At 57.8% G+C, this 23,031-nt stretch carries 26 protein-coding genes; 8 read left to right on the forward strand and 18 right to left on the reverse strand.

Going from position 1 to position 23,031, the window contains the following annotated elements:
* Window positions 1-32: 32 nt before the first annotated feature.
* Window positions 33-221, forward strand: coding sequence for a DUF6324 family protein (locus tag ACR0I7_RS06180; protein WP_480509350.1), 189 nt, complete (start codon window positions 33-35; stop codon window positions 219-221).
* Window positions 222-225: 4 nt separating this feature from the next.
* Here ACR0I7_RS06180 and ACR0I7_RS06185 read toward each other — a convergent pair whose 3' ends face one another.
* A complete protein-coding gene (locus tag ACR0I7_RS06185) occupies window positions 226-657 on the reverse strand; it encodes an MmcB family DNA repair protein (RefSeq protein WP_480509728.1) in 432 nt (143 codons plus the stop codon).
* A 113-nt stretch (window positions 658-770) separates the two neighbouring features.
* Between ACR0I7_RS06185 and ACR0I7_RS06190 the strand changes: the two genes are divergently transcribed.
* The gene (locus tag ACR0I7_RS06190) at window positions 771-1,094 is read left to right on the forward strand and encodes an ArsR/SmtB family transcription factor (RefSeq protein ID WP_480509351.1); all 324 of its coding nucleotides are present in this window, start codon (window positions 771-773) and stop codon (window positions 1,092-1,094) included.
* Window positions 1,087-1,512, forward strand: coding sequence for an SRPBCC family protein (locus ACR0I7_RS06195; RefSeq protein WP_480509352.1), 426 nt, complete (start codon window positions 1,087-1,089; stop codon window positions 1,510-1,512). Before ACR0I7_RS06190 ends, ACR0I7_RS06195 begins: the two co-directional genes overlap by 8 nt.
* Before the next feature lie 225 nt (window positions 1,513-1,737).
* Here the strand turns inward: ACR0I7_RS06195 and ACR0I7_RS06200 are convergent, their stop codons facing one another.
* The 5 genes from ACR0I7_RS06200 to ACR0I7_RS06220 all read right to left on the reverse strand — a co-directional run bounded on the left by ACR0I7_RS06200 (window position 1,738) and on the right by ACR0I7_RS06220 (window position 4,960).
* Window positions 1,738-2,043: a hypothetical protein gene (locus ACR0I7_RS06200; protein WP_480509353.1), complete on the reverse strand. Its 306-nt coding sequence runs from the start codon at window positions 2,041-2,043 to the stop codon at window positions 1,738-1,740.
* Between the two features lie 59 nt (window positions 2,044-2,102).
* Window positions 2,103-2,585: a transcription antitermination factor NusB gene (gene nusB / locus ACR0I7_RS06205; RefSeq protein ID WP_480509354.1), complete on the reverse strand. Its 483-nt coding sequence runs from the start codon at window positions 2,583-2,585 to the stop codon at window positions 2,103-2,105.
* Complete coding sequence (locus ACR0I7_RS06210) at window positions 2,582-3,133, reverse strand: 6,7-dimethyl-8-ribityllumazine synthase (protein WP_480509355.1); 552 nt, start codon at window positions 3,131-3,133, stop codon at window positions 2,582-2,584. The genes nusB and ACR0I7_RS06210 overlap by 4 nt, the downstream gene beginning before the upstream one ends.
* 2 nt (window positions 3,134-3,135) lie before the next feature.
* Window positions 3,136-4,257: a 3,4-dihydroxy-2-butanone-4-phosphate synthase gene (gene ribB / locus ACR0I7_RS06215; protein ID WP_480509356.1), complete on the reverse strand. Its 1,122-nt coding sequence runs from the start codon at window positions 4,255-4,257 to the stop codon at window positions 3,136-3,138.
* A gap of 115 nt (window positions 4,258-4,372) precedes the next feature.
* On the reverse strand, window positions 4,373-4,960 hold the full coding sequence (locus tag ACR0I7_RS06220; protein ID WP_480509357.1) for a riboflavin synthase: 588 nt from the start codon (window positions 4,958-4,960) through the stop codon (window positions 4,373-4,375).
* Between the two features lie 148 nt (window positions 4,961-5,108).
* On the opposite strand from ACR0I7_RS06220, the gene ACR0I7_RS06225 reads away from it, so the two are divergent.
* The 3 genes from ACR0I7_RS06225 to ACR0I7_RS06235 all read left to right on the forward strand — a co-directional run bounded on the left by ACR0I7_RS06225 (window position 5,109) and on the right by ACR0I7_RS06235 (window position 9,635).
* Entirely contained in the window at window positions 5,109-6,407 is a 1,299-nt protein-coding gene (locus tag ACR0I7_RS06225) for a capsule biosynthesis protein (protein ID WP_480509358.1), read from the forward strand.
* A gap of 105 nt (window positions 6,408-6,512) precedes the next feature.
* Entirely contained in the window at window positions 6,513-7,631 is a 1,119-nt protein-coding gene (locus ACR0I7_RS06230; RefSeq protein ID WP_480509359.1) for a polysaccharide biosynthesis/export family protein, read from the forward strand.
* Between the two features lie 3 nt (window positions 7,632-7,634).
* Window positions 7,635-9,635: a capsular polysaccharide biosynthesis protein gene (locus ACR0I7_RS06235; RefSeq protein WP_480509360.1), complete on the forward strand. Its 2,001-nt coding sequence runs from the start codon at window positions 7,635-7,637 to the stop codon at window positions 9,633-9,635.
* A 1-nt stretch (window position 9,636) separates the two neighbouring features.
* Here ACR0I7_RS06235 and ribD read toward each other — a convergent pair whose 3' ends face one another.
* From ribD to ACR0I7_RS06265, 6 genes are all read right to left on the reverse strand, one after another.
* Window positions 9,637-10,737 (reverse strand): bifunctional diaminohydroxyphosphoribosylaminopyrimidine deaminase/5-amino-6-(5-phosphoribosylamino)uracil reductase RibD, encoded by a 1,101-nt coding sequence (gene ribD / locus ACR0I7_RS06240; protein ID WP_480509361.1) that lies wholly within the window; start codon window positions 10,735-10,737, stop codon window positions 9,637-9,639.
* Entirely contained in the window at window positions 10,734-11,204 is a 471-nt protein-coding gene (nrdR, locus tag ACR0I7_RS06245) for a transcriptional regulator NrdR (protein WP_298381205.1), read from the reverse strand. Before nrdR ends, ribD begins: the two co-directional genes overlap by 4 nt.
* A gap of 121 nt (window positions 11,205-11,325) precedes the next feature.
* Window positions 11,326-11,739 (reverse strand): secondary thiamine-phosphate synthase enzyme YjbQ, encoded by a 414-nt coding sequence (locus ACR0I7_RS06250; protein ID WP_480509362.1) that lies wholly within the window; start codon window positions 11,737-11,739, stop codon window positions 11,326-11,328.
* A 19-nt stretch (window positions 11,740-11,758) separates the two neighbouring features.
* Entirely contained in the window at window positions 11,759-12,163 is a 405-nt protein-coding gene (locus ACR0I7_RS06255; RefSeq protein WP_480509363.1) for a hypothetical protein, read from the reverse strand.
* Between the two features lie 83 nt (window positions 12,164-12,246).
* Window positions 12,247-12,789 (reverse strand): DUF4166 domain-containing protein, encoded by a 543-nt coding sequence (locus ACR0I7_RS06260; protein WP_480509364.1) that lies wholly within the window; start codon window positions 12,787-12,789, stop codon window positions 12,247-12,249.
* Window positions 12,790-13,224: a thiol-disulfide oxidoreductase DCC family protein gene (locus tag ACR0I7_RS06265; protein ID WP_480509365.1), complete on the reverse strand. Its 435-nt coding sequence runs from the start codon at window positions 13,222-13,224 to the stop codon at window positions 12,790-12,792.
* 449 nt (window positions 13,225-13,673) lie between these two features.
* Between ACR0I7_RS06265 and ACR0I7_RS06270 the strand changes: the two genes are divergently transcribed.
* Complete coding sequence (locus ACR0I7_RS06270) at window positions 13,674-14,015, forward strand: AraC family transcriptional regulator ligand-binding domain-containing protein (protein ID WP_480509366.1); 342 nt, start codon at window positions 13,674-13,676, stop codon at window positions 14,013-14,015.
* Complete coding sequence (locus ACR0I7_RS06275; protein WP_480509367.1) at window positions 13,967-14,680, forward strand: helix-turn-helix transcriptional regulator; 714 nt, start codon at window positions 13,967-13,969, stop codon at window positions 14,678-14,680. The genes ACR0I7_RS06270 and ACR0I7_RS06275 overlap by 49 nt, the downstream gene beginning before the upstream one ends.
* 115 nt (window positions 14,681-14,795) lie before the next feature.
* Here the strand turns inward: ACR0I7_RS06275 and rpoD are convergent, their stop codons facing one another.
* From rpoD to ACR0I7_RS06305, 6 genes are all read right to left on the reverse strand, one after another.
* Window positions 14,796-16,784: an RNA polymerase sigma factor RpoD gene (gene rpoD / locus ACR0I7_RS06280; protein ID WP_480509368.1), complete on the reverse strand. Its 1,989-nt coding sequence runs from the start codon at window positions 16,782-16,784 to the stop codon at window positions 14,796-14,798.
* A 114-nt stretch (window positions 16,785-16,898) separates the two neighbouring features.
* A complete protein-coding gene (gene dnaG / locus ACR0I7_RS06285) occupies window positions 16,899-18,845 on the reverse strand; it encodes a DNA primase (RefSeq protein ID WP_480509369.1) in 1,947 nt (648 codons plus the stop codon).
* Between the two features lie 80 nt (window positions 18,846-18,925).
* On the reverse strand, window positions 18,926-19,222 hold the full coding sequence (locus ACR0I7_RS06290) for a hypothetical protein (RefSeq protein WP_480509370.1): 297 nt from the start codon (window positions 19,220-19,222) through the stop codon (window positions 18,926-18,928).
* A gap of 33 nt (window positions 19,223-19,255) precedes the next feature.
* Window positions 19,256-19,801 carry a sarcosine oxidase subunit gamma gene (locus ACR0I7_RS06295; RefSeq protein ID WP_480509371.1) on the reverse strand — a complete coding sequence of 182 codons (546 nt, stop codon included), beginning with the start codon at window positions 19,799-19,801 and terminating at the stop codon, window positions 19,256-19,258.
* Complete coding sequence (locus ACR0I7_RS06300) at window positions 19,794-22,727, reverse strand: sarcosine oxidase subunit alpha family protein (protein WP_480509372.1); 2,934 nt, start codon at window positions 22,725-22,727, stop codon at window positions 19,794-19,796. Before ACR0I7_RS06300 ends, ACR0I7_RS06295 begins: the two co-directional genes overlap by 8 nt.
* A complete protein-coding gene (locus tag ACR0I7_RS06305) occupies window positions 22,724-22,987 on the reverse strand; it encodes a sarcosine oxidase subunit delta (RefSeq protein WP_480509373.1) in 264 nt (87 codons plus the stop codon). The genes ACR0I7_RS06300 and ACR0I7_RS06305 overlap by 4 nt, the downstream gene beginning before the upstream one ends.
* Between the last annotated feature and the right edge of the window lie 44 nt (window positions 22,988-23,031).

Consider the following 23,031-nt stretch of genomic DNA (forward strand, 5'->3'; position numbering starts at 1 on the left):
ATAGCACGAACCCTCAGTCCCCGGAGGCGCAAATGGGCATCAACACCGAACGTGATATCGAAGCAAATCTGCAAATAGGTCCGACAGACACGGGCATGGTGCGCCTGTTCATTGAGGCGGACACTCTTGAGATCCCGATGGATTTTGATCCCGAAGAAGCAGAAGAGATTGCCGATGAAATCCGCGCAGCTGCCCAGGCTGCACGCGCGGTAAAGGGCTGAGCCCTCAAACACGCGGATCGCGCAGCGTTTGTAGCCTGCGCGCAGCGTCTGTTGCAAATTTCTGAATCATCTTCTTACGTCGCGCCGGGGCTATTTTGGTTTCAGGCCCCATCCGTATGATTTCAGCGTCATATGCGTCTGCAATGATCAACCCTGTTTCAGGCGGTAACAAATCCACCGGAAATTCGGTATCGACCGCCCAAAAGAATCGATCGCACCAGTCTAGATAGCCCTGCCACTTGGCATCCGACTGATAATCCGCCCGGCTGGATTTGCACTCGATCACCCACAGTTCTCCCTTGGGCCCCAACCCCATCACGTCAACGCGCAGCCCGCGCGAAGGAACGAATTCCTCAATAGAAACATAACCATGGCTCACAAGATGTCGTGAAACACCCCGCGCCAGTTTCTGTCCGGGTTGTAGATCCAGTGTCATGCCTGGAATGTGAACAATTCGTGAACAAAAATCAAGTTTCAGATTTAGATTGACATGATACCGTTTGGTATCCCATAAATATGACACCAAATGGTATTATAATGGGGTTGCCCATGAACACACAAACACAAAACGCGTTTCGCGCATTGGCTGATCCAACCCGCCGGGACATCGTACAGATGCTTGCATCAGAAGAGATGACAATCGCGCAGCTGACGGATCGTTTCGACATGACCCGCGCTGCCGTCAAAAAACACCTGACCGTGTTGTCAGATGGCGGCCTGATCTCGGTCGAGGCCCGTGGCCGTGAACGTATCAACCGACTTGAACCCAAGGGGATGGCCCCCGTTCTGGACTGGCTCAGTTATTTCGACCGGTTCTGGGATGACCGTCTCGCCAAACTGAAAGACGCTATTGAAAGGAAAAAGCATGACTGAAACTGTACTGCAGAAATCCATCTTCCTGCGTGCTGACCCGGAAACGGTCTGGGACTACCTGACCGAGCCTGACCGCCTGGCGGAGTGGTTTCACAAACCAGAACGTCGTCTTAAAACGGGTCAAAAACTTGAAATGTTCGGAACAACCAGCGGCGACCTGCTAATCTGGGGCGAGGTTCGCGCCGCGCGGCGTCCAGAATATCTGGAGTATTCCTTTACCGTGAAACCCATGGGGGATGCTATCAGTATCGTCAAATGGACGTTGGAACCGGTTGCCGGAGGCACGCGCCTTGGCTTGCAACACGAAGGTCTGCCGCAAAGTGCAGAAGCCTTTGGCCTGATCCTGTCCCTGGACAACGGCTGGGACGAACATTTCGGCAAGATGCGCAAAGTGCTGCACGAAACCGTCGACGCCTGATCGACAACGAAACCCCTTGTACGAACCCGCCTGACGCCCTACTTAAGCGCGTGGCGGGTTCTGCCCTTCTAGTGACTGGTAGCATTCTGGTGGCCTTAAGCAATTCCGAGGGGGCTGGCTCTGTTCAGGTCCTGGCCTGATTACCTGGCGCCCACCTGTACATACAGGTCCTCGGGAATCAAACCACACGGTTGACTGGTGGTCCCGCCACATTTCCCTTTACTATCAGCGCTTTGCGACCGCTTCCTGAGGTGCCAATGCCGGTTTGAAAGTGTCGACAACCGGCGTACCCCGGCGCGGGCCTTGCGGTTTTTCTGCCATGCTCATGATCTTGTAGGCAAATTGCACGCCCGCAAAGACAATGCCGTTCATGAACCAGATCATCGCCAGCGCGATCAGGCCGATGTCTGAATTGGTGATCAGATGGCGCAGATTTCCAACATTCAGCGCCAGCAACACCCCGACAAACACAGCCGAGATGATAAAACCCATGGCAACTTGAGTGATGTATAGGCGGATCAGTTTGGGCATGGCGAACCTCATAACGCTCTGTCTGTCAGGCTAGCGCATATCCGGTTCGAGTAAAGGCGTCAGAATGCCTCGGGCTGCGCCTCTCGTGCCATATGATCCAGCACGGCGTTGACGAATTTCGGTTCTTTCCCTTCGGGGAAAAACGCGCGCGCGACGTCAACGAATTCAGTGATGACGACCTTGGGCGGTGTATCGCTTTGGGTCAGTTCGGCGCCCGCAGCGCGAAACAGCGCGCGCAAGGTGGGGTCGATGCGAGCGATGGGCCATTTGGCCACCAGTGCGCGATCGGTCATCTGATCAATTGGCGCCTGATAGTTCACCGCGTTATCGACCAGCGAGCGGAAGACCGAGATATCGCCGTCCAGCATTTCCTCACCCTCGTAAACAGCGCCAAAACGGTGATCCAGAAACTCGTTCACGACCGCTTCGGTCGTTTGGGCCGATTGTTCCATCTGGAACAACGCCTGCACGGCATATAGCCGGGCGGCGGATTTCATCAGGCGTTTCTGTTTGGCCGGTTTGGGCGCGTCTGTCTGGGTCATGCTGTCGTGGATCCGCTGCTGTCGCCCGCCACAAGGATGGACTCGGACGGCGGCTTGAAGCCCACGCCCTTTTTGGAAGAGCCCCACTTACGGCTGAGCGCGATCAGATGCAAGGCCGCAGCGGCCGCTCCGCCGCCTTTATTCATCTTTTTCGGGTTGGCGCGCACTTCGGCCTGCTCGTCATTCTCAACCGTCAGGATACCGTTGCCGATGCACAGGCCCTGCAGGCCCATCAACTGGATCGCCCGGCTGGAGTCGTTGCAGACCGTCTCATAATGCGTGGTCTCGCCGCGAATGACGCAGCCCAGCGCGACGTAACCGTCGAAATTGCATTGACGGTCAGCCATCGCGATTGCGGTCGGGATTTCCAACGCGCCGGGAACCTCGACAACTTCGCAGGTGCCGCCTGCGGCCTCGATCTCAACCTTAGCACCGGCGATCAGGTCATCCGCAATCGCGCGATAAAACGGAGCTGACACGATCAGCAGTTTCACCGGTTTATCGAAACTCGGCGTTGGCAGAATACCATGTTTGTCTTGTTCAGCCATAATCAGTCTTCCTTCAGGATCGAACGGGTGCCAACGATGGACAGGCCAAACGCGTCGAGCCCCAGATACACGGTTTCGGGCGAGTCCGTCAGCAGCACCAGTTCCTGAATGCCCATCTTGGACAGGATTTGCGCGCCCAGACCGGTTTGTTTGATCGTGCGCGGGCCCTCATCTTCGGCCGCATAGAGCGAATTGCGCGGCTGGCGGAACAGACAGACCACGCCGCGCCCCTCTTCCGCGATCTTCTCCATCGCGCGGGGCAATTCGCGCGAGGATTTGGGGCCAAGACCCAGAATGTCCGGCGCTTCGTGCAGGGCATGGGTGCGCGTCAGAACCGGCTCGGGAGTGGTGATGTCGCCTTTGATCATGACCACATGTTCGATGCCATGGGTCTGATCGGTAAACAGGCGCATTTCCCAATCACCGCCATATTCCGAGGTCACCGTTTCACGAGACGTCTCCACCACCAGATTGTCATTGCGCGACCGGTACGCGATCAGATCGCTGATCGTCCCGATCTTCATATCATGCTGCTTGGCGAACTCGACCAGATCAGGCAGCCGCGCCATGGTGCCGTCCGGGTTCATGATCTCACAGATCACACCCGACGGGTTCAGCCCGGCCAGGCGCGAGATGTCAACGGCAGCTTCGGTATGACCGGCACGTACCAGCACCCCACCCCGTTTGGCCCGTAGCGGGAAGACATGGCCCGGCGTCGCGATCTGCGCCATCGTGTTTTGTTCGTTGATCGCGGTTGCCACGGTCAACGCCCGGTCCGCAGCCGAGATCCCGGTCGACACCCCTTCGCGCGCTTCGATCGAAACGGTAAACGCGGTTTCATGGCGCGACGAGTTATTCACCGCCATCATGGGCAAACCCAGATTGTCGACCCGCTCTGCGGTCATAGGCAGGCAAATCAGGCCGCGGCCATGGGTTGCCATAAAGTTGATTGCCTCTGCATCGGCAAATTCGGCCGCGATGACCAGATCACCTTCGTTCTCGCGATCTTCGTGATCCACCAGGATATACATCCGGCCTCTGCGAGCCTCTTCTATGATCTCTTCGATCGGACTGATCGCATCGCGCAGCTGGGCCTCGACCGGTCCGGGGGTTTCAAAGCTCATGGGGCAGCCTTTCGCAGTGCAGGTTTGCTGCGCGGGATAGACCAGTCAGGCCACAAAAGCCAGACCGCAAACGTCATGTATCACGCGCAACACGACGATGTCGCGGCACATCCCGTCAGGACATCTCTGCCAGACGCGCAACATACCTTGCCAGCGTGTCGATCTCGAGATTGACACGATTGCCAACGGCCACGTCGCCCCAGGTTGTGACTTCCTTGGTGTGGGGGATGAAATTGATGCCGAAATCGCACGCATAAACGTCATTGACCGTCAACGAGGTACCGTTCAGCGCCACCGAGCCTTTTGGCGCGATGAAACGGGCCAGTTCTTTCGGCGCCCGCAGGGTCACGCGGGTACTGTCGCCCTCATCCTTTAGCGCGACCACCTCTGCCACACCGTCCACATGGCCCGAGACGATGTGACCGCCAAGCTCATCACCAACTTTCAGAGCACGTTCCAGATTAACGCGCTTACCGACCTGCCAGCTGTCCAGATTGGTTTTCGAAACGGTCTCGGCGCTGATTTGCACATCGTACCAGTCTTTGCCCAACGCAATGACGGTCAGGCAGACGCCGTCACTGGCAATGGATGCGCCGATATCGATGGTCGCAGGGTCATAAGCGGTTTTGATCCGTGCCCGAAGATCACCTTGCTGTTCCAGCTCGACGATAGTCCCCACATCGGTGACGATCCCTGTAAACATTTCGTTAACCCTCTGCGCCTAGCATTTTTCATCTCAGTGCCGACGTAAGGCCCCGGCCCGGCCTGAGCAACCCCCGGCTTGCCTGCACGGCCTCAAACAGGCATATTTTATTTAATAACGCGATAAGATCAGATTTCGAGCAGCAGCAATGGCCCTTTCGCAAGTCAATCCTGAAGACCGCGTGTTTCTGTTTTTACAGGGACCACATGGCCCGTTCTTCAATCGACTTGGGCGAATGTTACGCTCCGCCGGTGCGCAGGTCTGGCGTGTTGGGTTCAATGCCGGCGATCAGGCCTTCTGGTCCAACCGGAAGAGTTATATCCCCTATTATGACAGCTCTGAGAGCTGGCCCGCAACGCTTACAGACCTGATCCTGCGCAAGGGAGTGACGGATATCGTGCTGTATGGCGATACGCGGCCGGTCCACGCACGAGCAGTTGAAATAGCCAAATCACGTGGCATCGCCGTTCATGTGTTTGAAGAAGGGTACCTGCGTCCATGGTGGGTCACTTATGAGCGGAATGGATCAAACGGCCATTCCCGGCTGATGGATATGAGCCTTGGACAGATGCAACAGGCTCTGGCAGAGGCAGATACACAAAGCCCACCGCCGCCCTGTCACTGGGGGGATATGCGGCAGCACATCTTCTACGGCGCGCTTTATCATGGCTTCATCCTTTTTCTGAACCGTCGCTACAGGAATTTTCGCACGCATCGGGAACTGTCTGTCGCCAGAGAATTCAAGTTATATTTCAAACGTCTGGCCCTGATGCCTTTCCATCGTCTGCAGCGCGGCTGGGCAACGGCGCGTGTGCGACGGCAGGGCTTCCCGTATCATCTGGTGCTGCTGCAGCTTGGGCATGACAGTTCCGTTCAGGCCCACTCGGACTACAATCGCATGAGCGATTTTCTGGCGCAGATCATCGCAGGTTTCGCCAAAGGCGCGCCAATGCATCATCGGCTTGTGATCAAAGAACATCCGCTGGAAAACCACCGCGAACCCTTGCGCAAACTCGCCGTCCAGATGGCGCATGAGCATGGCGTCGCTGATCGCGTTCACTATGTGCCGGGGGGCAAGCTGGCCAAACTGCTGGATGAGGCCAATTCTGCCGTAACCATCAATTCGACCGCCGGGCAGCAGGTCCTTTGGCGCGGCATCCCTCTGCGGATTTTTGGCCGGTCAGTCTATGACAAACCGGAATTTGTCTCTCAACAACCGGTCGAGGAGTTCTACGCCTCTCCCACCACGCCCGATAGCGAGGCGTACCGGAGGTATAGGCAGTTCCTGCTTAGAACCTGCCAGATCCCGGGCGGGTTTTATTCGCGGCGCGGACGCCGTCAGCTTCTGCTGCGGATGTCCGACATGATGCTGCGCGTGAACGGCCCGTATCGCTCGGCGCTAAACAATACAGAGGCCATGACGCCACAGTTGAAAATCGTTGAGTGACGATGCGCGACCTGCCGCTGGAAGTTCAGCGGCGAACCGGGTAGCCTGCGCGATAGAATAAGACAAAACAAGACTTGAGGAAGATCGGCAGTGCAGCGCTTTCCTATGCGATGGATTCGGAGCGTATCCTTTGTGGCCGCTTGCGGTCTGCTGGCGGCATGTCAGCTTCCGAAATCCGGACCGAACAAGAATGAAATCCTTGCCGGCTCGACTGCAAATGGCGGCAATGCCTTTGTTATCGAAGTGGATGACCGGGTGTCAAAAGCCACCGCTGCGATCCCGCAATTCGGGTTCTCGTCGTCATTCACAAGCGCCCAAAATCTGACCGCGGATACGGTTCGTCCCGGGGACATTTTGGGATTGTCGATTTGGGAAAACGTCGATGACGGCCTTCTGACAAGTGATCTGGGCGGGGCTACCCTTTTGGAACAGGTTCAGGTTGATAGCGACGGATTTATCTTTGTGCCCTATGCGGGTCGGCTGCGCGCGGCCGGGAACACTCCTGAACAGCTGCGCGAATTGATCTCAACAAAATTGAACGAACAGACGCCGGACCCTCAGGTACAAGTACGACGCGTAGCGGGCGATGGCTCGACCGTTTCGCTGGCCGGCACCGTCGGCGCGCCGGGCATCTATCCGATCGAACGTCCCACCCGCACGTTGTCAGGAATGCTGGCCAAAGCTGGCGGTGTTGGGGTCGCCTCGGATATTGCTCTGGTCACCGTCATTCGCGGGGATCAGCGTGGCACGATCTGGTATGATGATCTGTTCCGAAACCCCAAAACCGACATCGCCCTGCGCGGTGGAGATCGTATTCTGGTTGAACAGGACAGCCGCTCTTACATCGCGCTGGGGGCAACCGGCGGGCAATCCCGCGTTGCGTTCGAAAGCCAGGACCTGTCCGCGCTTGAGGCTTTGGCACAGGTGGGCGGCCTGCAATCCCTATCATCTGATCCGACCGGCATCTTCGTTTTGCGTAATGAGCGGCAAGAGATTGCACGCCAGGTGATGGGACGCAGCGACCTGCAGGGTGAGCAACGGATGATCTATCTGCTCAACCTGACGGCCCCGAACGGCCTGTTCATCGCGCGCGATTTCGTCATTCGCGACGACGATACAATTTATGTCACCGAAGCGCCCTATGCCCAGTGGACCAAATCCATTTCTCTGATCGCCGGGGGCCTGACGCCTGTTGCAAATGTTGCAACTCTGACCGGTAATTGATGGATGCATCCCCCGCCTGAGGAGCCCGCTGGAGACGAACGCACTCGGCTGTTTGTCTATAACGGTGGCTTTCTGACAAACCGGCGCATACGGCGTATTCTGTCTTTGGCTGGGTATAACATTCGTCTGGGTCTGCCGCGGGATGATGATCTGGTCGGCATCTGGGGAAACAGTCCAACTGCGCATCGTGGCCTGAGGGTGGCGGAAAAACACAGCTCAGCCATTTTGCGTGTCGAAGATGCTTTTCTGAGGTCAGTGCGTCCGGGGCGGACCGGCGACGCCCCGCTTGGCCTTTTGCTCGACCGAAAGGGTGTCCATTTTGACGCGAGCGTCCGATCTGAGCTGGAACAGTTGCTGGCGACGCATCCGCTGGATGACACGGCCCTGCTGAACCGGGCGCGCAGCGCGATGGAACGGCTGCGTGACCTGCAACTGACAAAGTATTCCGCCTCTGATCCAAACGCGGATATCCCCGAGCCGGGATATGTTCTGGTTGTAGACCAGATCCAAGGGGACGCCGCCGTCCGGGCTAGCGGTGGGGGCCACGCCCTGTTTCGCGAGATGCTGGTCATCGCGCAGGAAGAAAACCCCGGCGCGCGGGTGATCATCAAAACGCACCCCGAAACTCTGGCGGGGTATCGTACGGGCTATTTCTCGGATCAGGATCGGTCTGACCGCGTCACGATCCTGAGCACCCCGATCAGCCCATGGCCGCTGCTGGAGGGGGCGGTTGGCGTCTACACCCTCTCCTCACAGCTCGGTTTCGAGGCGATTTTGGCAGGCCATAAACCGCGCGTGTTCGGGCGACCCTTTTATGCGGGCTGGGGCCTGACGCAGGATCAGGACGCCCCCCCCAACCGGCAGCGCAACCTGACCAGAGCGCAGCTTTTCGCTTCCGCCATGATCTTGTACCCCACATGGTATGATCCGTATCGCGATCAGCTGTGCGAGATTGAAATGGTGCTGGACACGCTTGAGGCACAAACGCGTTGCTGGCAGCAGGATCACAACGGGTGGACAGCATCGGGGATGCGGTTGTGGAAACGCAAGCACCTGCAGCGCATGTTTGGCCAATATCAAAAGGTTCGGTTCTCTGAGACCCGACAGGTAACGGACAACAAACCTCATATGGTTTGGGCTAGTCAGGAGCGTGAGACAGAGAATGTTGTACGCGTCGAGGATGGTTTTCTGCGGTCCCGAGGACTGGGTGCCAACCTTGTGCCTCCGCACTCGTTGGTGACCGACGATCTTGGCATCTATTATGACCCGACACGCCCGAGCCGTCTGGAAGAGCTGATATCTGCCCGTGAAACCCTGCGCCCCGATCAGGAACAGCGGGCGGAGCGGCTGGTCGCAGGGCTGGTTTCCGAGGGGCTCAGCAAATACAACACGGGCGGCGCGGCGCCTGTGCTGCCTGCTGGTCACCGTATCCTCGTGCCGGGTCAGGTCGAGGATGACGCCTCAATCCTGTTGGGGACAAATCAGATACGCACCAATCTGGACCTTCTGAAAGCCACCCGCGAGGCGAATCCAAGCGCCATAGTGATTTACAAACCTCACCCGGACGTTGAGGCCGGCCTGCGCGATGGCGCAATCGAGGCAGAAGATTGGGCCGATATCATTGCGCGCAACGTCGATCCCGCCGCGTTGCTGTCTGACGTGCAAGAGGTATGGACCATGACATCCCTCCTCGGCTTCGAGGCTTTGTTGCGAGGCGTTTCTGTGACCACCTTAGGCGCCCCCTTCTATGCAGGTTGGGGATTGACCACGGATCTGGGTGCAGTCCCCGCACGCCGAGGCGCGCGCCCTTCCCTAATGGGATTGGTTCACGCCGCCCTCATCGACTATCCGCGCTATTTTGATCCGGTCACCAAACAGGCCTGCCCGGTCGAAATTGCTCTGGAGCGTATTGCCAGCGGGGATACCATAAAATCAGGGTTGCTGAATCGCCTTCTGTCAAAGTTGCAGGGGGCGCTGGCGACCCATGCACATATCTGGCGTTAACTCAGCGAGATGAGCGACGCCAGCGGTGCAGCACATCGCCACCGACGCTCTTGGTTTCCATCAACTCAAAACGTGGTGCATCGTCCAGCGTTTCCAAGCCGAGTGTTCCTATAGCCGGCAATCCTTCTGCACCAATTGTCACCCCGGCAGAAAAACCTACGAGCTCATCAACCAGATCATCCGCCAGAAGCGAGGCGGCCAAAGCCGAGCCGCCCTCACAAAACAGTCGTGTTAAACCTGCTTGCCCCAGCTGTTGCAACAGGTCCACCGCATCAATCTGATGATCGCGCAGGGAACATGGTAGCAGACGTGCGCCCAGACTTTGCCAGGCGCGCGCGCGTTCAGCATCTGGCGTTGGACCGTGACATAGCCACACCGGGATATCGGCTGCTGTTCGGGCAAGCTGTCCCATCAGTGGCAGGTCCAGATGACGCGACACCACCACCCGAACCGGTTGTCGTGAACCCCCCATGTCACGCACCGTCAGCGCAGGATCATCCGCCCGCGCTGTCCCCGCGCCCACCATCACTGCGTCATGGCGCGCACGCATCGCGTGAACTGCGCGCCTTGCCTGAGGTCCGGTGATCCACTGGCTGTGGCCGGTGGCCGTTGCGATCCTGCCGTCGAAACTGTTTGCAAGCTTCAGCGTCACAAACGGGCGCCCCTGTTCAGTCTTGAGCAGGAACCCGGCCAGATCCCACGCGGCCTGCTCTGTCAGCACACCGGTGGTTACTTTAATGCCCGCCTCGCGCAGCATTTCAAAGCCCTGCCCGGCCACGCGTGGATCACTATCCTCAATTGCGGAGACAACCCGCGCCACCCCTGCATCAATCAGGGCTTGCGCGCATGGGGGGGTCTGGCCGTGATGAGAGCACGGCTCCAGAGACACATACGCCGTTGCGCCGTTGGCGGCCTCTCCGGCTTGCGCCAGCGCTTCGGTTTCGGCATGCGGTCGACCGCCCGGCTGCGTCCAGCCGCGCCCGACAACCCTGCCCTTACGCACAATAACGCACCCGACCGCAGGGTTGGGCCAGCACATGCCTTGTCCGCGCCGCCCCAGTGACAAGGCCAGCGCCATATATCGCTTATCTGTTTCGCTCACTCGTCGGTTGTTGGCTGCGGCGGGCGCAACTCGTGGACGAATTCCTCGAAGTCATCGGCCGCCTGGAAATTCTTGTAGACGCTTGCGAACCGAACATAGGCGACCGTGTCGATCCGAGCCAGCGCTTCCATGACGATTTCACCGATTTTATTAGATGGAATATCCGTCTCACCCATGCTCTCAAGACGGCGCACGATGCCCGAGATCATCTGGTCGATACGCTCTGGATCAATCGGCCGTTTCTGCATCGAGATACGGATGGATCTCTCCAGCTTGTCACGATCAAAATCCTCACGTTTCCCGTTGGTCTTGATCACAACTAGATCGCGTAGCTGAACGCGTTCGTAGGTTGTGAAACGGCCGCCGCATGCAGGGCAGAACCTGCGCCTGCGGATCGCGACGTGATCCTCTGCGGGGCGCGAATCCTTGACCTGAGTATCGATATTTCCGCAAAACGGGCAGCGCATCCGCCGTCTCCTCGTCCCTTGTTACGCTTCTTTTTGTAAGCACGTCGGCTGACTTATCCACAACTATAGGCGAGCCGCTAGAGTTTGGGTAGCCGGAAATTTGCACCGCAAGATAAAGGGGTCAGGCAAAATGCGCCGCGACCCGGCGGGTATGTGGCGCATTGCGGTGTTCAAACAAATAAATACCTTGCCAGGTTCCCAATACGGGCAAACCACTAGAAACCGGTATCGATAACGATACCGGCATCATCGCCGCCTTGATATGTGCGGGCATATCATCAGGGCCTTCATAAGTGTGTCGCAAGTAGGACATCGAAGGATGGTCAGAGGACGGCACAAGCCGGTCGAAAAAGGCTCGAAGGTCGATCTGCACTTCGGGGTCTGCATTTTCCTGTATCAGCAACGAACAGGACGTGTGGCGTACGAATAGCGTCAGCAAGCCGTCGCCACCAACCGGGTTCAACCAAATTCGAACATCGGATGTAAACTCATAAAGCCCGGCTCCGCGGGTCTGGACGGTGAACTCGGTCTGCATACCCCTCTTTACAGCAGCGTTATCCGTTAATGAAAGGCCGCTGATTACATCTGCCGTTTGCGCCTTGCACCGACATACTATCACCAGCATGAAACCCTGAGGAAATGAAACTACCCTTCTGAGGCGTCGTACCCGATGGCTGATTCAGCGAAAACTGCACTGCGGTTCTGCGCCCGGTTGTCACGCTGGGGCCGTAACCGCGCAGCACATAAATGCGCTGCTGCCAGCCAGCTTGCAGTGTGCGCCGTGCAAAATCAGCTGCCGCACACCAATAGCCATCGACATCACGTCGTGCTCTGGGGATGACCTCAAAATCGGTGCTGTTTATAGGCTCGGTTTGATATCCGTTCCGTGCGGCGCTTGCCTCGACAGGAGCCTGGATGGCTATCGCAGCCAGCGCTACACTCATCATAATCTGCTTCATAACAAATTCTTCCCTGATTGCTTCTCGGGTATATTTTAGGTCTTAAACTGGCAGAGACAGGAGGTCTCACAAACAATTCAGATTTAGCCCGGCTCTTCGTGAGGAAGCGTCAGCCATCCCGTATAGCGGATCAATCGCCCCAAGCCCGGCACGGCCGCAGATACGTCAAAGCAAAAGCGGCCCTCCTCGTCTTGCCATTCAATCGTCGCAGATTGCGGCAACAGGAAACGGGGGCAACCAACACCAAACACCGACAGTCGCAAAATCTCGATCGACAGTGTTGCGTCCGACAAAAACGGACGCAACCAAATGGATAGCGGACCAAATCGCTCTTGCACGCAGCCCTTTTGACCATCAAAGGTCAGCGCAGACTGCATGACGTGGCCGCCAAAATCCCTCTGCCAAATCCAGGTCTCTCCCTCCGCCGTGACCGTGAGGCATACGGGTATGTCCTGCCCGTCGGACGGGAACCCACCCAACCGAAGCAATCGTGAGACCAGCCAGCCTTTGCCACGCTCGACACTGCAGTGTCCGCGATAGCGGCCGGGCTGACTGTGCAACACTCTCAACGCAGCAGGCAAAGTGTCGTCCCCGTCGAGCGATTGCAAAAACGGGTCTAAGCGCACCTAGAATCCCCCGGTAGCAAAGCGGGATTTCAGTGTGCCGTCCGGCACAAGGCATGTCGTCCGGCGACCGAGAACTCGATAGCGGTTGCGCGCGATCCAGTCATAGAGACGGTTCTTAACAACCGTCGGAAGAAACCGGCAAAGCGATAAAATGCGCCATCCACCGGGCAAAGCCCGCATCGCCGCTGCAAATGCATCCAGCTTTTGATAGACAACGCCGCCCACGACAACCAGATTGGTATCAAAATCATCGATGCGTAGACCCAATGACGCATAAAGTTCTTGCCCCAACCGAGACTGCGCGGTCGCGAAATGGAAACGGCGCTTTCGATCATGGCACAGCATAAACTGAAAGAAGCCCGAGCATAGAACGCACTCACCATCAAAAACAATAAGGTCTTCCAGGTAACCTGTTGTGTTTGTTGAATGGTTCATTTTTCCGCCCCGAAAAAACAGCTTGGCTTCAGCCAAGCCTGACACGCCGAGCAACACGCTACAAGGTGACAAATTTACCTATGCATGAGGAACGTGTCGGGGAGCCTTAGATTGCCCGAAAACAAACCGGCAACAGGCTCTGCCCTATCCCCATAAGGAGCCAACCCGACACATCAACTAGATAGGTTCAGATGACGGGAATATCTTGTGCGAACCAGCCAAGTTTAGTTGAGAAAAAGTCAAAACAAGGTGATCTTCTCAGGATGGGGAGCAAACAGCCCGGCACTAGCACTCCACATCGCGCGCTATTCAAAAGCCTTGGGATTGAAACAATCAGAGGCACTTATGCAAGTTCAGGCTTATTTGTGGACGTTGATATTTCCAGACTTCAACTGTTGATTGACACGCTTGGGCGGCGGGGAAGCAACCAGGACGTCGTTAGCTAGGTTTTGCAAGACAGTGGTCTGCAGCGGGACGAAATCAGCCCTCGTGCCAAGACCAACAGTGCGCATAGCGAAGCGTTGTTTGTGCGCTATGCCTGCGGCGCGCTTGACGACATCACATTTGGCGCGCAGGCGGGGTTACGACTTACCTCGTCGTCAAGCTTGACGGCCTACATCGGAGAATACTCGGGCGATCTGCGACAGGCGATGGAAAATGCAGCGCGTTTTCGCAAATTCATTGATGCCGCCATTGCCTTTGACCTGCGCATATCCGGCAACTTTGCGCCTTTTGAGGCTGAATGGACCGATCCCAGTTTGCTCGGTATCACCGGCGCACCGAATTTCTGATGTTTGCCGCGCTGGCTCGGATGCGCGCCCTGACGCAGACCATGCTTTATCCAATTGAGATACGCTTTCAGCATGAAGTTAGGCATCATCAGACCGCTTATAAGAAAATAGACGGAACCCCATTTGTCTTTGGGGTGGAAAAGCTTGAAATCGTCGTTCCCTTGTCTACGCTTGAACTGGATATTCCAAACTATGATACCCAACTGCGCGAGCATCTGCTGGGATATGGCGAGCGTTTGCTGGCCGACTGTCGTGCAACCCGACAAATGGTTCGCGTCCAGGTCGAAGGCCTTATCACAAGTTCAATGCCTGGCACGATTATTCAGATAGACGAAATTGCAGATCGTCTGGGGTTGAGCCCGCGCACCCTGACGCGAGGGCTCAGCGATAAGGGCACCAGCTATCACGAGATCGTCGAGGATTTGCGGTGTTATCTGGCCCAGGCCTTTATCAAGAACGGGATGGTCCTGTCCGAGATTTCCTACTCGCTTGGATATTCAGATCAGGCCGCTTTTTCCAATGCCTTCAAACGCTGGACGGGTCGGGCTCAAGCGCGTTCAGGAAACGTGTCGAACATCCTATCGGAACGGCGCGCGATTAACCGGGGGTCATCAGCGCAAGCGCCTCGCCCCGGCCAGTCCCATGAGTGGACACACCCTAGTTAAGCGGCGGAACCTGCGATGCATTGTGAGATCGCGCCAAATTTATGCTCTGGCGTGCCATTGCACAAAGCATCCCGAAGATGCGGCAAAGAAAAAGGCGCCCCGAGGCGCCTTTGACTTATTGATCCAGGAATGACCGCAGCTTTCGCGATCGGCTGGGATGTTTCAGCTTTCTCAGCGCTTTCGCCTCGATCTGACGGATACGTTCGCGGGTCACGCTGAACTGCTGGCCCACCTCTTCCAGCGTGTGGTCGGTGTTCATGCCGATGCCAAAGCGCATCCGCAGAACGCGTTCCTCACGTGGCGTAAGCGAAGCCAGAACCCGAGTGGTCGTTTCCTTGAGGTTTTCCTGAATGGCGCTGTCCAGCGGAAGCACGGCATTCTTGTCCTCGATGAAATCGCCCAGCTGGCTGTCTTCCTCGTCGCCAATCGGTGTTTCGAGTGAGATCGGCTCTTTGGCGATTTTCATCACCTTTCGCACCTTCTCGAGCGGCATCTGCAGCTTTTCGGCCAGTTCCTCCGGCGTCGGCTCGCGGCCGATTTCGTGCAGCATCTGGCGACCGGTCCGGACCAACTTGTTGATTGTCTCGATCATGTGGACCGGAATACGGATGGTCCGCGCCTGATCCGCAATCGACCGTGTGATTGCCTGACGGATCCACCAGGTCGCATAGGTCGAGAACTTATACCCGCGGCGGTATTCGAACTTGTCCACCGCTTTCATCAGGCCGATGTTACCTTCCTGAATAAGATCAAGGAATTGCAGGCCGCGGTTTGTGTATTTTTTGGCAATCGAGATCACTAGCCGCAGGTTGGCTTCGACCATTTCTTTCTTGGCCTGCCGCGCTTCTTTCTCACCCTTCTGAACCTGCTGCACGATGCGGCGGAATTCAGGGATATCCAGGCCGACATATTGCCCGACCTGCGCCATGTCATTGCGCAGCTCTTCGACCTTGGCGGTCGAGCGCTCGATGAACATCTGCCAGCCTCGGCCCGGCTTTTCGGCCATCTCGGACAGCCAGTTCGGATCAAGCTCGCGTCCGCGATACGCGTCAATGAATTCACGCCGGTTGATGCGGGCCTGGTCGGCCAGTTTCACCATCGAGCTGTCCAGCGACATGATACGGCGGTTGATGCCATAAAGCTGGTCAATCAGCGCTTCGATACGGTTGTTGTGCAGGTGAAGCCCATTCACAAGCTCGACAATCTCGGCGCGCAGTTTCTGATAGGTTTCTTCGTCCTTTGCACTGAACGAGCCATCCTCGTTCAGTGTCGCCGAAATCCGGCTATCCTGCATCTCAGACAGCATCGCAAAGTCTGTCGAAATCCGTTCCAGCGTGGTCAGAACTTGATCCTTCAGCGCGGCTTCCATCGCGGCTAGCGACATGTTGGCCTGATCGTCGTCGTCATCATCGTCGTCGTTGTTCAGCGGATTGCCGTCTGCGTCCAGTTCAGGCCCGGTGTCTTTGGCAGGCTTCGCCGCCTCTACCGCCGAGGTATCAACCACTGGTTCTTCGACGTCGCCGTCCTCGTCCATCTGATTGCCGAATGTGGCCTCAAGATCGATAACGTCGCGTAGCAGAATGTCTTCGGACAGCAATTCGTCATGCCAGATGGTGATCGCCTGGAAGGTCAGCGGGCTTTCGCACAGGCCCGCAATCATGGTGTTGCGCCCTGCCTCAATCCGCTTGGCAATGGCGATCTCGCCCTCACGGCTCAGCAGTTCGACGCTGCCCATTTCACGCAGATACATGCGAACCGGATCGTCAGTACGGTCCAGCTTTTCAGTTGCCGCACCGGCAAGAGCAACCTCGCGGTTGCTATCGGTCGTAGTCAGTTCGGTCGAGCCCTTGTTCTCTTCTTCTTCGGCCTCTTCATCTTCGATGATGTTGATGCCCATCTCGGACAGCATCGACATAACGTCTTCGATCTGTTCCGAGCTGACTTGATCAGGCGGCAGAACCTGATTGAGCTGGTCGTAGGTGATATAACCTTTCTCGCGGGCCTCGGCGATCATCTTCTTGACCTGGGCCTGGCTCATGTCCAGCGAGATTTCCTGTTCCTGCTCGTCGGATTTGCGGTCTTCGTTCGTATCCTTGGCGGCCATTCAATGCTCCTGCAGGGATGGGTGATTCGTTTCAGCCGAATCATTAGCGCGTAGAAGTGATTCGGCCACCCGTTTACCTGTTTTTCTTTTCCAGTGCCTTATGAAAACACCACTTTAGCGGCGTTTACGTTCAAAATTGATGCCGGACATGATCGCCGCAAAGGCGTCTTTCTCGTCCCGGTTGATTCGTGCACCGTTGTCGGCAATGTCGAAAACGGCCCTGTCCTCGTTCTGGCTGCGACTTGTGCGGTTGCGCTCTTCGGCGGCTTGCGCCAGCCGGTATGTCAACGCCTCATCGGCCAGATCGGACAACTCCTCTTCCGCTTCTGCAATCTCGGCATCCAACCCCCGGAGCGCTTTGATCTTTGCGAGTTCCTCGGCCAGCGTCATCTGGGCCTTTTCAACGTCGCCTGGTTTGAACACACAGGGGATCACAGCGACATGGCGAAGGGCCAGCAGGTTTTCAAGAGGCTCGGGCCCCAAAGTTTGAACAATGTGGTCCTTGAGGTTCTCCGGATCGTCAACGGCATGCCGCAGAATGGTCGCGCGCAGAGCTGCATGGTCGGGGTCATGGCAGTCCATCTCTTCCAGCTGTGTCTCAAACTGCACGACCACGTCGGGGTTCAGGATCGCGATGGCCAGAATGGCCGCTTCGCGCAGCTGGATATCGGCATTCTCGGACGAGGCTAGAAACGAGGCCCGCGCACCCGCCGTTGCCGCTGGCTGAGGCTGCCATTTCCCGCGCGGTCGCCATTGCCGGTTTTGTGACTGTCTTTGTGGTCGGAACAATTGCCACCGCAAATCCTTGATCTCTTGCCCGTAATGCGAACGGATGGAGGGGTCACGGATCAATTTGATCTTGTCGCGCAAGACCTTATCCAGTGCGGCCTTACGCTCGGGGCTGTCAAAAACCTTACCTTCGGTCTCGCGCTGCCACAGCAGTTTCACCATGGGGATCGCCCCATCCAGCACCGCCTGAACCGCGCCCCGCCCTTCGGCGCGCAGAAGGTCATCGGGATCTTTCCCCTCGGGCATCAATGCAAAGCGCAGCGATTTTCCCGCCTCGATCAAGGGCAGCGCCAGATCTACAGCGCGCATCGCGGCGCGCAGACCAGCAGTATCCCCATCCAGCGCGATGATCGGTTCATCCGAGACGCGCCAGAGCAATTGCAGCTGATGTTCGGTAATAGCGGTCCCCAAGGGCGCAACCGACGCACCGAACCCGGCCTCGGCCAATGCAATCACATCCATATAGCCTTCGGCCACGATCAAAGGCTGCCCCCTTCCCGCCGCTTGACGCGCGGGGCCATGGTTGTAGAGGCTGCGGCCTTTGTCGAACAGCTCAGTCTCAGGCGAGTTCAGGTATTTCGCATTGTCGTTTGGATCCATGGCGCGACCACCAAACGCAATGCAGCGCCCGCGCGGATCGCGGATCGGATACATGATCCGGTTGCGGAACGTATCATAGGGTTTTTTACCCTTGTTCGACGGCTTGGCCAGCCCTGCGCCAAGGATCAGATCCTCTGCCACGCTTTTGCCCGTCAGATGATCCCACAGCGCTTGCCAACCGTCAGGTGCAAAGCCGATCTCCCACCGGTCCAACGCCTGTCCATCCAAACCACGCCGCGCCAGATAATCGCGCGCCGCCGTCCCTGCCCCGGTCTTAAGCTGCAGCCGAAAGAACTGCACCGCCTGCTCCATCACCTCAGCCAGTTGCGAACGCCGGTCTTGTTTTTCCTGCGCTTTTGGGTCGCGCGCGGGCATGGGCATCCCGGCCTCGCGCGCCAGAATCTCAACCGCTTCGATGAACGAGACATTCTCGGTCTCTTTTACAAAGCTGATCGCGTCCCCTTTGGCGTGGCAGCCAAAGCAGTAGTAAAACCCTTTTTGGTCATCGACGTGAAACGACGCTGTCTTTTCGTGGTGAAACGGGCACGGCGCCCACATGTCACCCTTACCCTGATTGGACTTGCGCTGATCCCACATAACTTTGCGCCCGACGACCTGAGACAGGCTCAGCCGGGTGCGCAGTTCATCGAGGAATCCGGGTGGCAGCGACATCATTCAAACCTGACAGAAACAGAAACGCTCGCCAAGAGACAGGCGAGCGTTTGTCCACAGCGAAATGCAGACCCTGTGGATTATTGCTGCAAACACAGCTCCAGCCATGCCGCGCCAAGGTCCTTTTTACGTACGTCACGCATCTTTTGCTGATAGACCCAAGGCGTGATCAGTGGGATCGCCGCGTTGTAGTTATCGGGCCATACAGGGTTGGTTGCGGCGACAGCCTCGGGTACCTCGCGCTCTTTGACCTTGTCCAGTCGGGCCTTCTGGACCGCGGCCACGACATCTGCCTGATATTGACAGCTTTCTTCTTTAGTCTCGGCAGCGGCCAAGGGTGTAGCCAGCAATGCAGCGGCAACGGCGATACGCAACATGGGGGTCTCCCGGAATCGTTTCTTTGCGACAGCTTACCCGCGTGCGGCCACACCTTCCATCGCCCATTTTAAATCGTGAACCAGTGTCTGGGCCATCGACCGAAACACCATGATTTGGAATGTGTTTTCGCCAATCCGTGTGATTGACGCCGTCATATGAAACAACAAGCTGCGCGCCGTGTGCCCCCGTTTGAACTGCGCGGGTCTCAGGTCAATCGGAACAAGACGCGCCAGAACATCCTCTGCGCCCGCGCCCTCTAGCCGGACAACCGCCCAAGCGTCTGACTGATCGACCACAGCGGCATGGGCGCTAAGCGCTGCGTCAGGCTTGGGCCCGATCAACATCATATGCGCGCACCCGAACCAGACCGCCCGCGCGCCCGCTTTACCGGTGGCCCGATTGGCCGCCGGATACGCTATCCCATGACACGCTTTGAGTGCCTCGGACAGGGCCTTTTGCTTCCCCTTGAAGGCAGAGATTGAATGGATTGCCCCCACATCCTCTTCACTGATTGTGACTGCCCCAATGGTCAGGGGCAATAGTCCGGCACAGGGGGATTGGGCTGTCAGCTTATCCACGAACGCGCCCTCCTTCGGGGTCGAAGAACACCGGGCTGACCACCTCGCACAGCGTTGTCACGCCGCGCAGATGGTCGACCATCTTCACAACCTCACCGTAACGGTCAGGCCCGTCCGCCAAAAACGCCAACCCAAGCGCGCTGTCCAGCGTCGGCGAATAACAGGCCGAGGTCACATAGCCCTGATCATTGGTGCGTATGGGTTCGACTTCTTTGTTATAGAGATGCGCACCAGCCAGCAGCTGTTTGCTCTCACCGACTGGTCTGAGCCCCACCAGCCGCTCGCGCCCTGGTTCCTCAAGGCCCGGACGTTCCGACATGGTCTTGCCGATACATTCTTTCTTTTGTGACACCATGCGCCACATTCCGATGTCATAAGCGGTGGTGCGGCCATGAATTTCTGCGTGGGTGATAAAGCCCTTTTCGATCCGCAACACGTTCAGCGCCTCCATACCATAAAGGCCACCGCCCAGCGCCTGCGCGCGCTCATCCAGCAGCTCGAACAAGCTTGCGCCATACCGGGCCGGCACAGCGATTTCATAGGCATGCTCGCCTGAGAAAGAGATGCGGAACAAACGCCCTTTGACGCCGAGGATCTCTGTCTCGCCACACGCCATGAAGGGCCAGCACTCGTCGTCCAGCGGTTGCTCCAAAAGGCTGTTCAACAGATCTCGTGACTTGGGCCCGGCGAGGGCAAACTGAGCCCACTGTTCGGTCACGGATGTGAATGACACATCCAGTTCCGGGCGCAGACCCTGATGCACAAACTCCAGATGTTTCATCACATCCCCCGCCGCCGCGGTTGTTGTTGTCATCAGATAATGGTTTTCGCCAAGGCGCGCTGTTGTGCCGTCATCCATCACATGCCCATCTTCGCGCAGCATCAGGCCATAGCGCACGCGGCCGGTTTTGAGTGTCGAAAACATGTTGGTGTAGACAAAATCCAGAAAGGCAGCCGCATCCGGCCCCTGAATGTCGATCTTGCCCAAGGTCGAGACATCGCAGACGCCAACGGTGTTTCGCACCATCTTGACCTCGCGATCACACGCCTCGCGCCATGTGGCTTCCCCGGCCTGCGGGAAATAGCTGGGGCGATACCATAAACCCGCCTCGATCATCGGCGCACCGCGCGCGACAGAGGCTTGGTGGGATGTGGTGAAACGCTGCGGCTTGAACCCCGCGCCTTCGGCCCCGGCGCCCAGCGCGCCAATCGCAATAGGCGTGTACGGGGGGCGAAAGGTGGTTGTGCCGGTTTCCGGGATGCCCCGCCCGGTGGCATCCGCCAACACAGCCAGCGCGGCTACATTCGAATTCTTGCCCTGATCTGTCGCCATACCTTGCGTGGTATAGCGTTTCATATGCTCGACCGAGCGAAAGTTCTCGGTCGCGGCCTGTTTCACGTCCTTGACCGTCACATCGTTCTGAAAATCCAGCCAGGCGCGGCCTTTGCCCGGCACGGCCCAAAGCGGCGCGATCTGATATGGGTCTTCCTCGGCCTCAGGCGTGGCCACAACCGGCGCCTTTCGCCCCAACGCAGTCAAAGCTTCCTCTGCTGCAGCAACGCCCTCGCGCAGGCAGGCCGCCGTTGAGAAAGAGCCGTTGCATGCCCCGGCCACCAACATCCCGGGGACTGCGCCCGGTTTGGGAACAAAGGCTTCGATATCGCGGTGCCATTCGGGCCGCCCGTTCATGTGGCAGGTCAGATGCACCGACGGGTTCCAACCCCCTGTCACCGCAAGGCAATCGGTGTGAATACGCTCTTCTCCGCTGGCACGGCGCACGGTGATGGACTCAAGCCCCTTGCGGCCCGCGCTGCCACAAACCTGTGCTCCCCGCAGAACCTGATAGTCATCCGATAGCGGCGCGTCGTGGCGGCTGTCGATCACGGCTGCGACATGCACCCCGGCGGCCAAGAGATCGCGCGCGGTTCGGTGAATGTCATTAGTATTCCCAAATATCGTGATATTCCGGCCTGTGCTGACCCCCCAACGGTTCAGATAGGCACGCACCGCACCAGCGGTCATGATGCCCGGACGGTCGTTGTCACGAAAGGCAACCGGGCGCTCCAGCGCCCCGGCGGCCAGAACCGAGCGTTTGGCCACGATCCGCCAATACGTCTCAAGCGGCGCGCCCTCTGGTCGATGCGCCGTGTGATACAAGACACGCTCCAACGCAGCGAACGTGCCCTGATCGTAGACACCAGCGACCGTGGTCCGGTTCATCAGGCGAACGTTGTCCATCGACCGCAGTTCGGCCAGAACCTCATCGACCCATTCGGGGCCGGGCTTGCCGCCAACCTCATAGGTTTCGGCCAGCAGACGCCCCCCCACCCGGCTGTTTTCATCCGCCAGAATAACATCGGCACCAGCGCGCCCAGCCGTCAGAGCGGCCATCAGCCCGGCGGGGCCACCGCCAATCACCAACACGTCGCAAAAGGCATATGCGCTTTCATATTTGTCGGTATTGTCCTGCCCTGACAAAGCGCCCAGGCCAGCTGCGCGCCGAATGACGGGCTCATAGAGTTTTTCCCAAAAGCTTTTGGGCCACATGAAGGTCTTGTAATAAAAGCCCGCGCCAAGAAACGGGGCCGCCAGATCGTTGACCGCCATGAGGTCGACATTCAGGCTGGGCCAGCGGTTTTGGCTGCGCGCCTCCAATCCCGAATAGATCTCTTGCATTGTGGCGCGCACATTGGGGTCCTGTGCAGCGCCGTGCCCGATAGTCATCAGCGCATTCGGCTCTTCGCTGCCCGCGGTCAGAACGCCGCGTGGGCGGTGATACTTGAAGGACCGCCCCATCAGACGCTGGCCATTTGCCAGCAGAGCCGAAGCCAGCGTATCGCCCTCGAAACCGGAATAGCTGATCCCATCAAAGGTGAATGAGACCGTTTGGGAGCGGTCAATCAGCCCCTTACTCGCGATCCTCATGATGCGACCTCCGACGCCAGTTCGGTCTTGAGCAGATCATGCGTGACGGTATCACGGGTTGCCACAATCCATGCCCCACACCCGCCTTCGTGGTACCAAAGTTCGCGTGTCACACCGGCCGGGTTTTCCCGCAGATAGACGAATTCGTCCCATGCCTCTTCCCCGGCATCGGGGGCGGGACGGTTCAAGTCTGTCGCTGCACCACGATAGTAGAACTCGCGTCGATCCCGCTCACCGCAATGGGGGCATGTGATCCTCATGGCTGTACCCCCGGCTTGGTTTTGCTGATACATCGCATCTGGAC

Source organism: Ruegeria sp. AM1, assembly GCF_056540745.1.

Coding starts and splice junctions, on each gene's coding strand:
- ACR0I7_RS06180 (WP_480509350.1), top strand. CDS start 33: ATGGGCATCAACACCGAACGTGATATCGAAGCAAATCTGCAAATAGGT.
- ACR0I7_RS06185 (WP_480509728.1), bottom strand. CDS start 657: ATGACACTGGATCTACAACCCGGACAGAAACTGGCGCGGGGTGTTTCA.
- ACR0I7_RS06190 (WP_480509351.1), top strand. CDS start 771: ATGAACACACAAACACAAAACGCGTTTCGCGCATTGGCTGATCCAACC.
- ACR0I7_RS06195 (WP_480509352.1), top strand. CDS start 1,087: ATGACTGAAACTGTACTGCAGAAATCCATCTTCCTGCGTGCTGACCCG.
- ACR0I7_RS06200 (WP_480509353.1), bottom strand. CDS start 2,043: ATGCCCAAACTGATCCGCCTATACATCACTCAAGTTGCCATGGGTTTT.
- nusB (WP_480509354.1), bottom strand. CDS start 2,585: ATGACCCAGACAGACGCGCCCAAACCGGCCAAACAGAAACGCCTGATG.
- ACR0I7_RS06210 (WP_480509355.1), bottom strand. CDS start 3,133: ATGGCTGAACAAGACAAACATGGTATTCTGCCAACGCCGAGTTTCGAT.
- ribB (WP_480509356.1), bottom strand. CDS start 4,257: ATGAGCTTTGAAACCCCCGGACCGGTCGAGGCCCAGCTGCGCGATGCG.
- ACR0I7_RS06220 (WP_480509357.1), bottom strand. CDS start 4,960: ATGTTTACAGGGATCGTCACCGATGTGGGGACTATCGTCGAGCTGGAA.
- ACR0I7_RS06225 (WP_480509358.1), top strand. CDS start 5,109: ATGGCCCTTTCGCAAGTCAATCCTGAAGACCGCGTGTTTCTGTTTTTA.
- ACR0I7_RS06230 (WP_480509359.1), top strand. CDS start 6,513: ATGCGATGGATTCGGAGCGTATCCTTTGTGGCCGCTTGCGGTCTGCTG.
- ACR0I7_RS06235 (WP_480509360.1), top strand. CDS start 7,635: ATGCATCCCCCGCCTGAGGAGCCCGCTGGAGACGAACGCACTCGGCTG.
- nrdR (WP_298381205.1), bottom strand. CDS start 11,204: ATGCGCTGCCCGTTTTGCGGAAATATCGATACTCAGGTCAAGGATTCG.
- ACR0I7_RS06250 (WP_480509362.1), bottom strand. CDS start 11,739: ATGCAGACCGAGTTCACCGTCCAGACCCGCGGAGCCGGGCTTTATGAG.
- ACR0I7_RS06255 (WP_480509363.1), bottom strand. CDS start 12,163: ATGAAGCAGATTATGATGAGTGTAGCGCTGGCTGCGATAGCCATCCAG.
- ACR0I7_RS06265 (WP_480509365.1), bottom strand. CDS start 13,224: ATGAACCATTCAACAAACACAACAGGTTACCTGGAAGACCTTATTGTT.
- ACR0I7_RS06275 (WP_480509367.1), top strand. CDS start 13,967: ATGGACCGATCCCAGTTTGCTCGGTATCACCGGCGCACCGAATTTCTG.
- rpoD (WP_480509368.1), bottom strand. CDS start 16,784: ATGGCCGCCAAGGATACGAACGAAGACCGCAAATCCGACGAGCAGGAA.
- dnaG (WP_480509369.1), bottom strand. CDS start 18,845: ATGTCGCTGCCACCCGGATTCCTCGATGAACTGCGCACCCGGCTGAGC.
- ACR0I7_RS06290 (WP_480509370.1), bottom strand. CDS start 19,222: ATGTTGCGTATCGCCGTTGCCGCTGCATTGCTGGCTACACCCTTGGCC.
- ACR0I7_RS06300 (WP_480509372.1), bottom strand. CDS start 22,727: ATGAGGATCGCGAGTAAGGGGCTGATTGACCGCTCCCAAACGGTCTCA.
- ACR0I7_RS06305 (WP_480509373.1), bottom strand. CDS start 22,987: ATGAGGATCACATGCCCCCATTGCGGTGAGCGGGATCGACGCGAGTTC.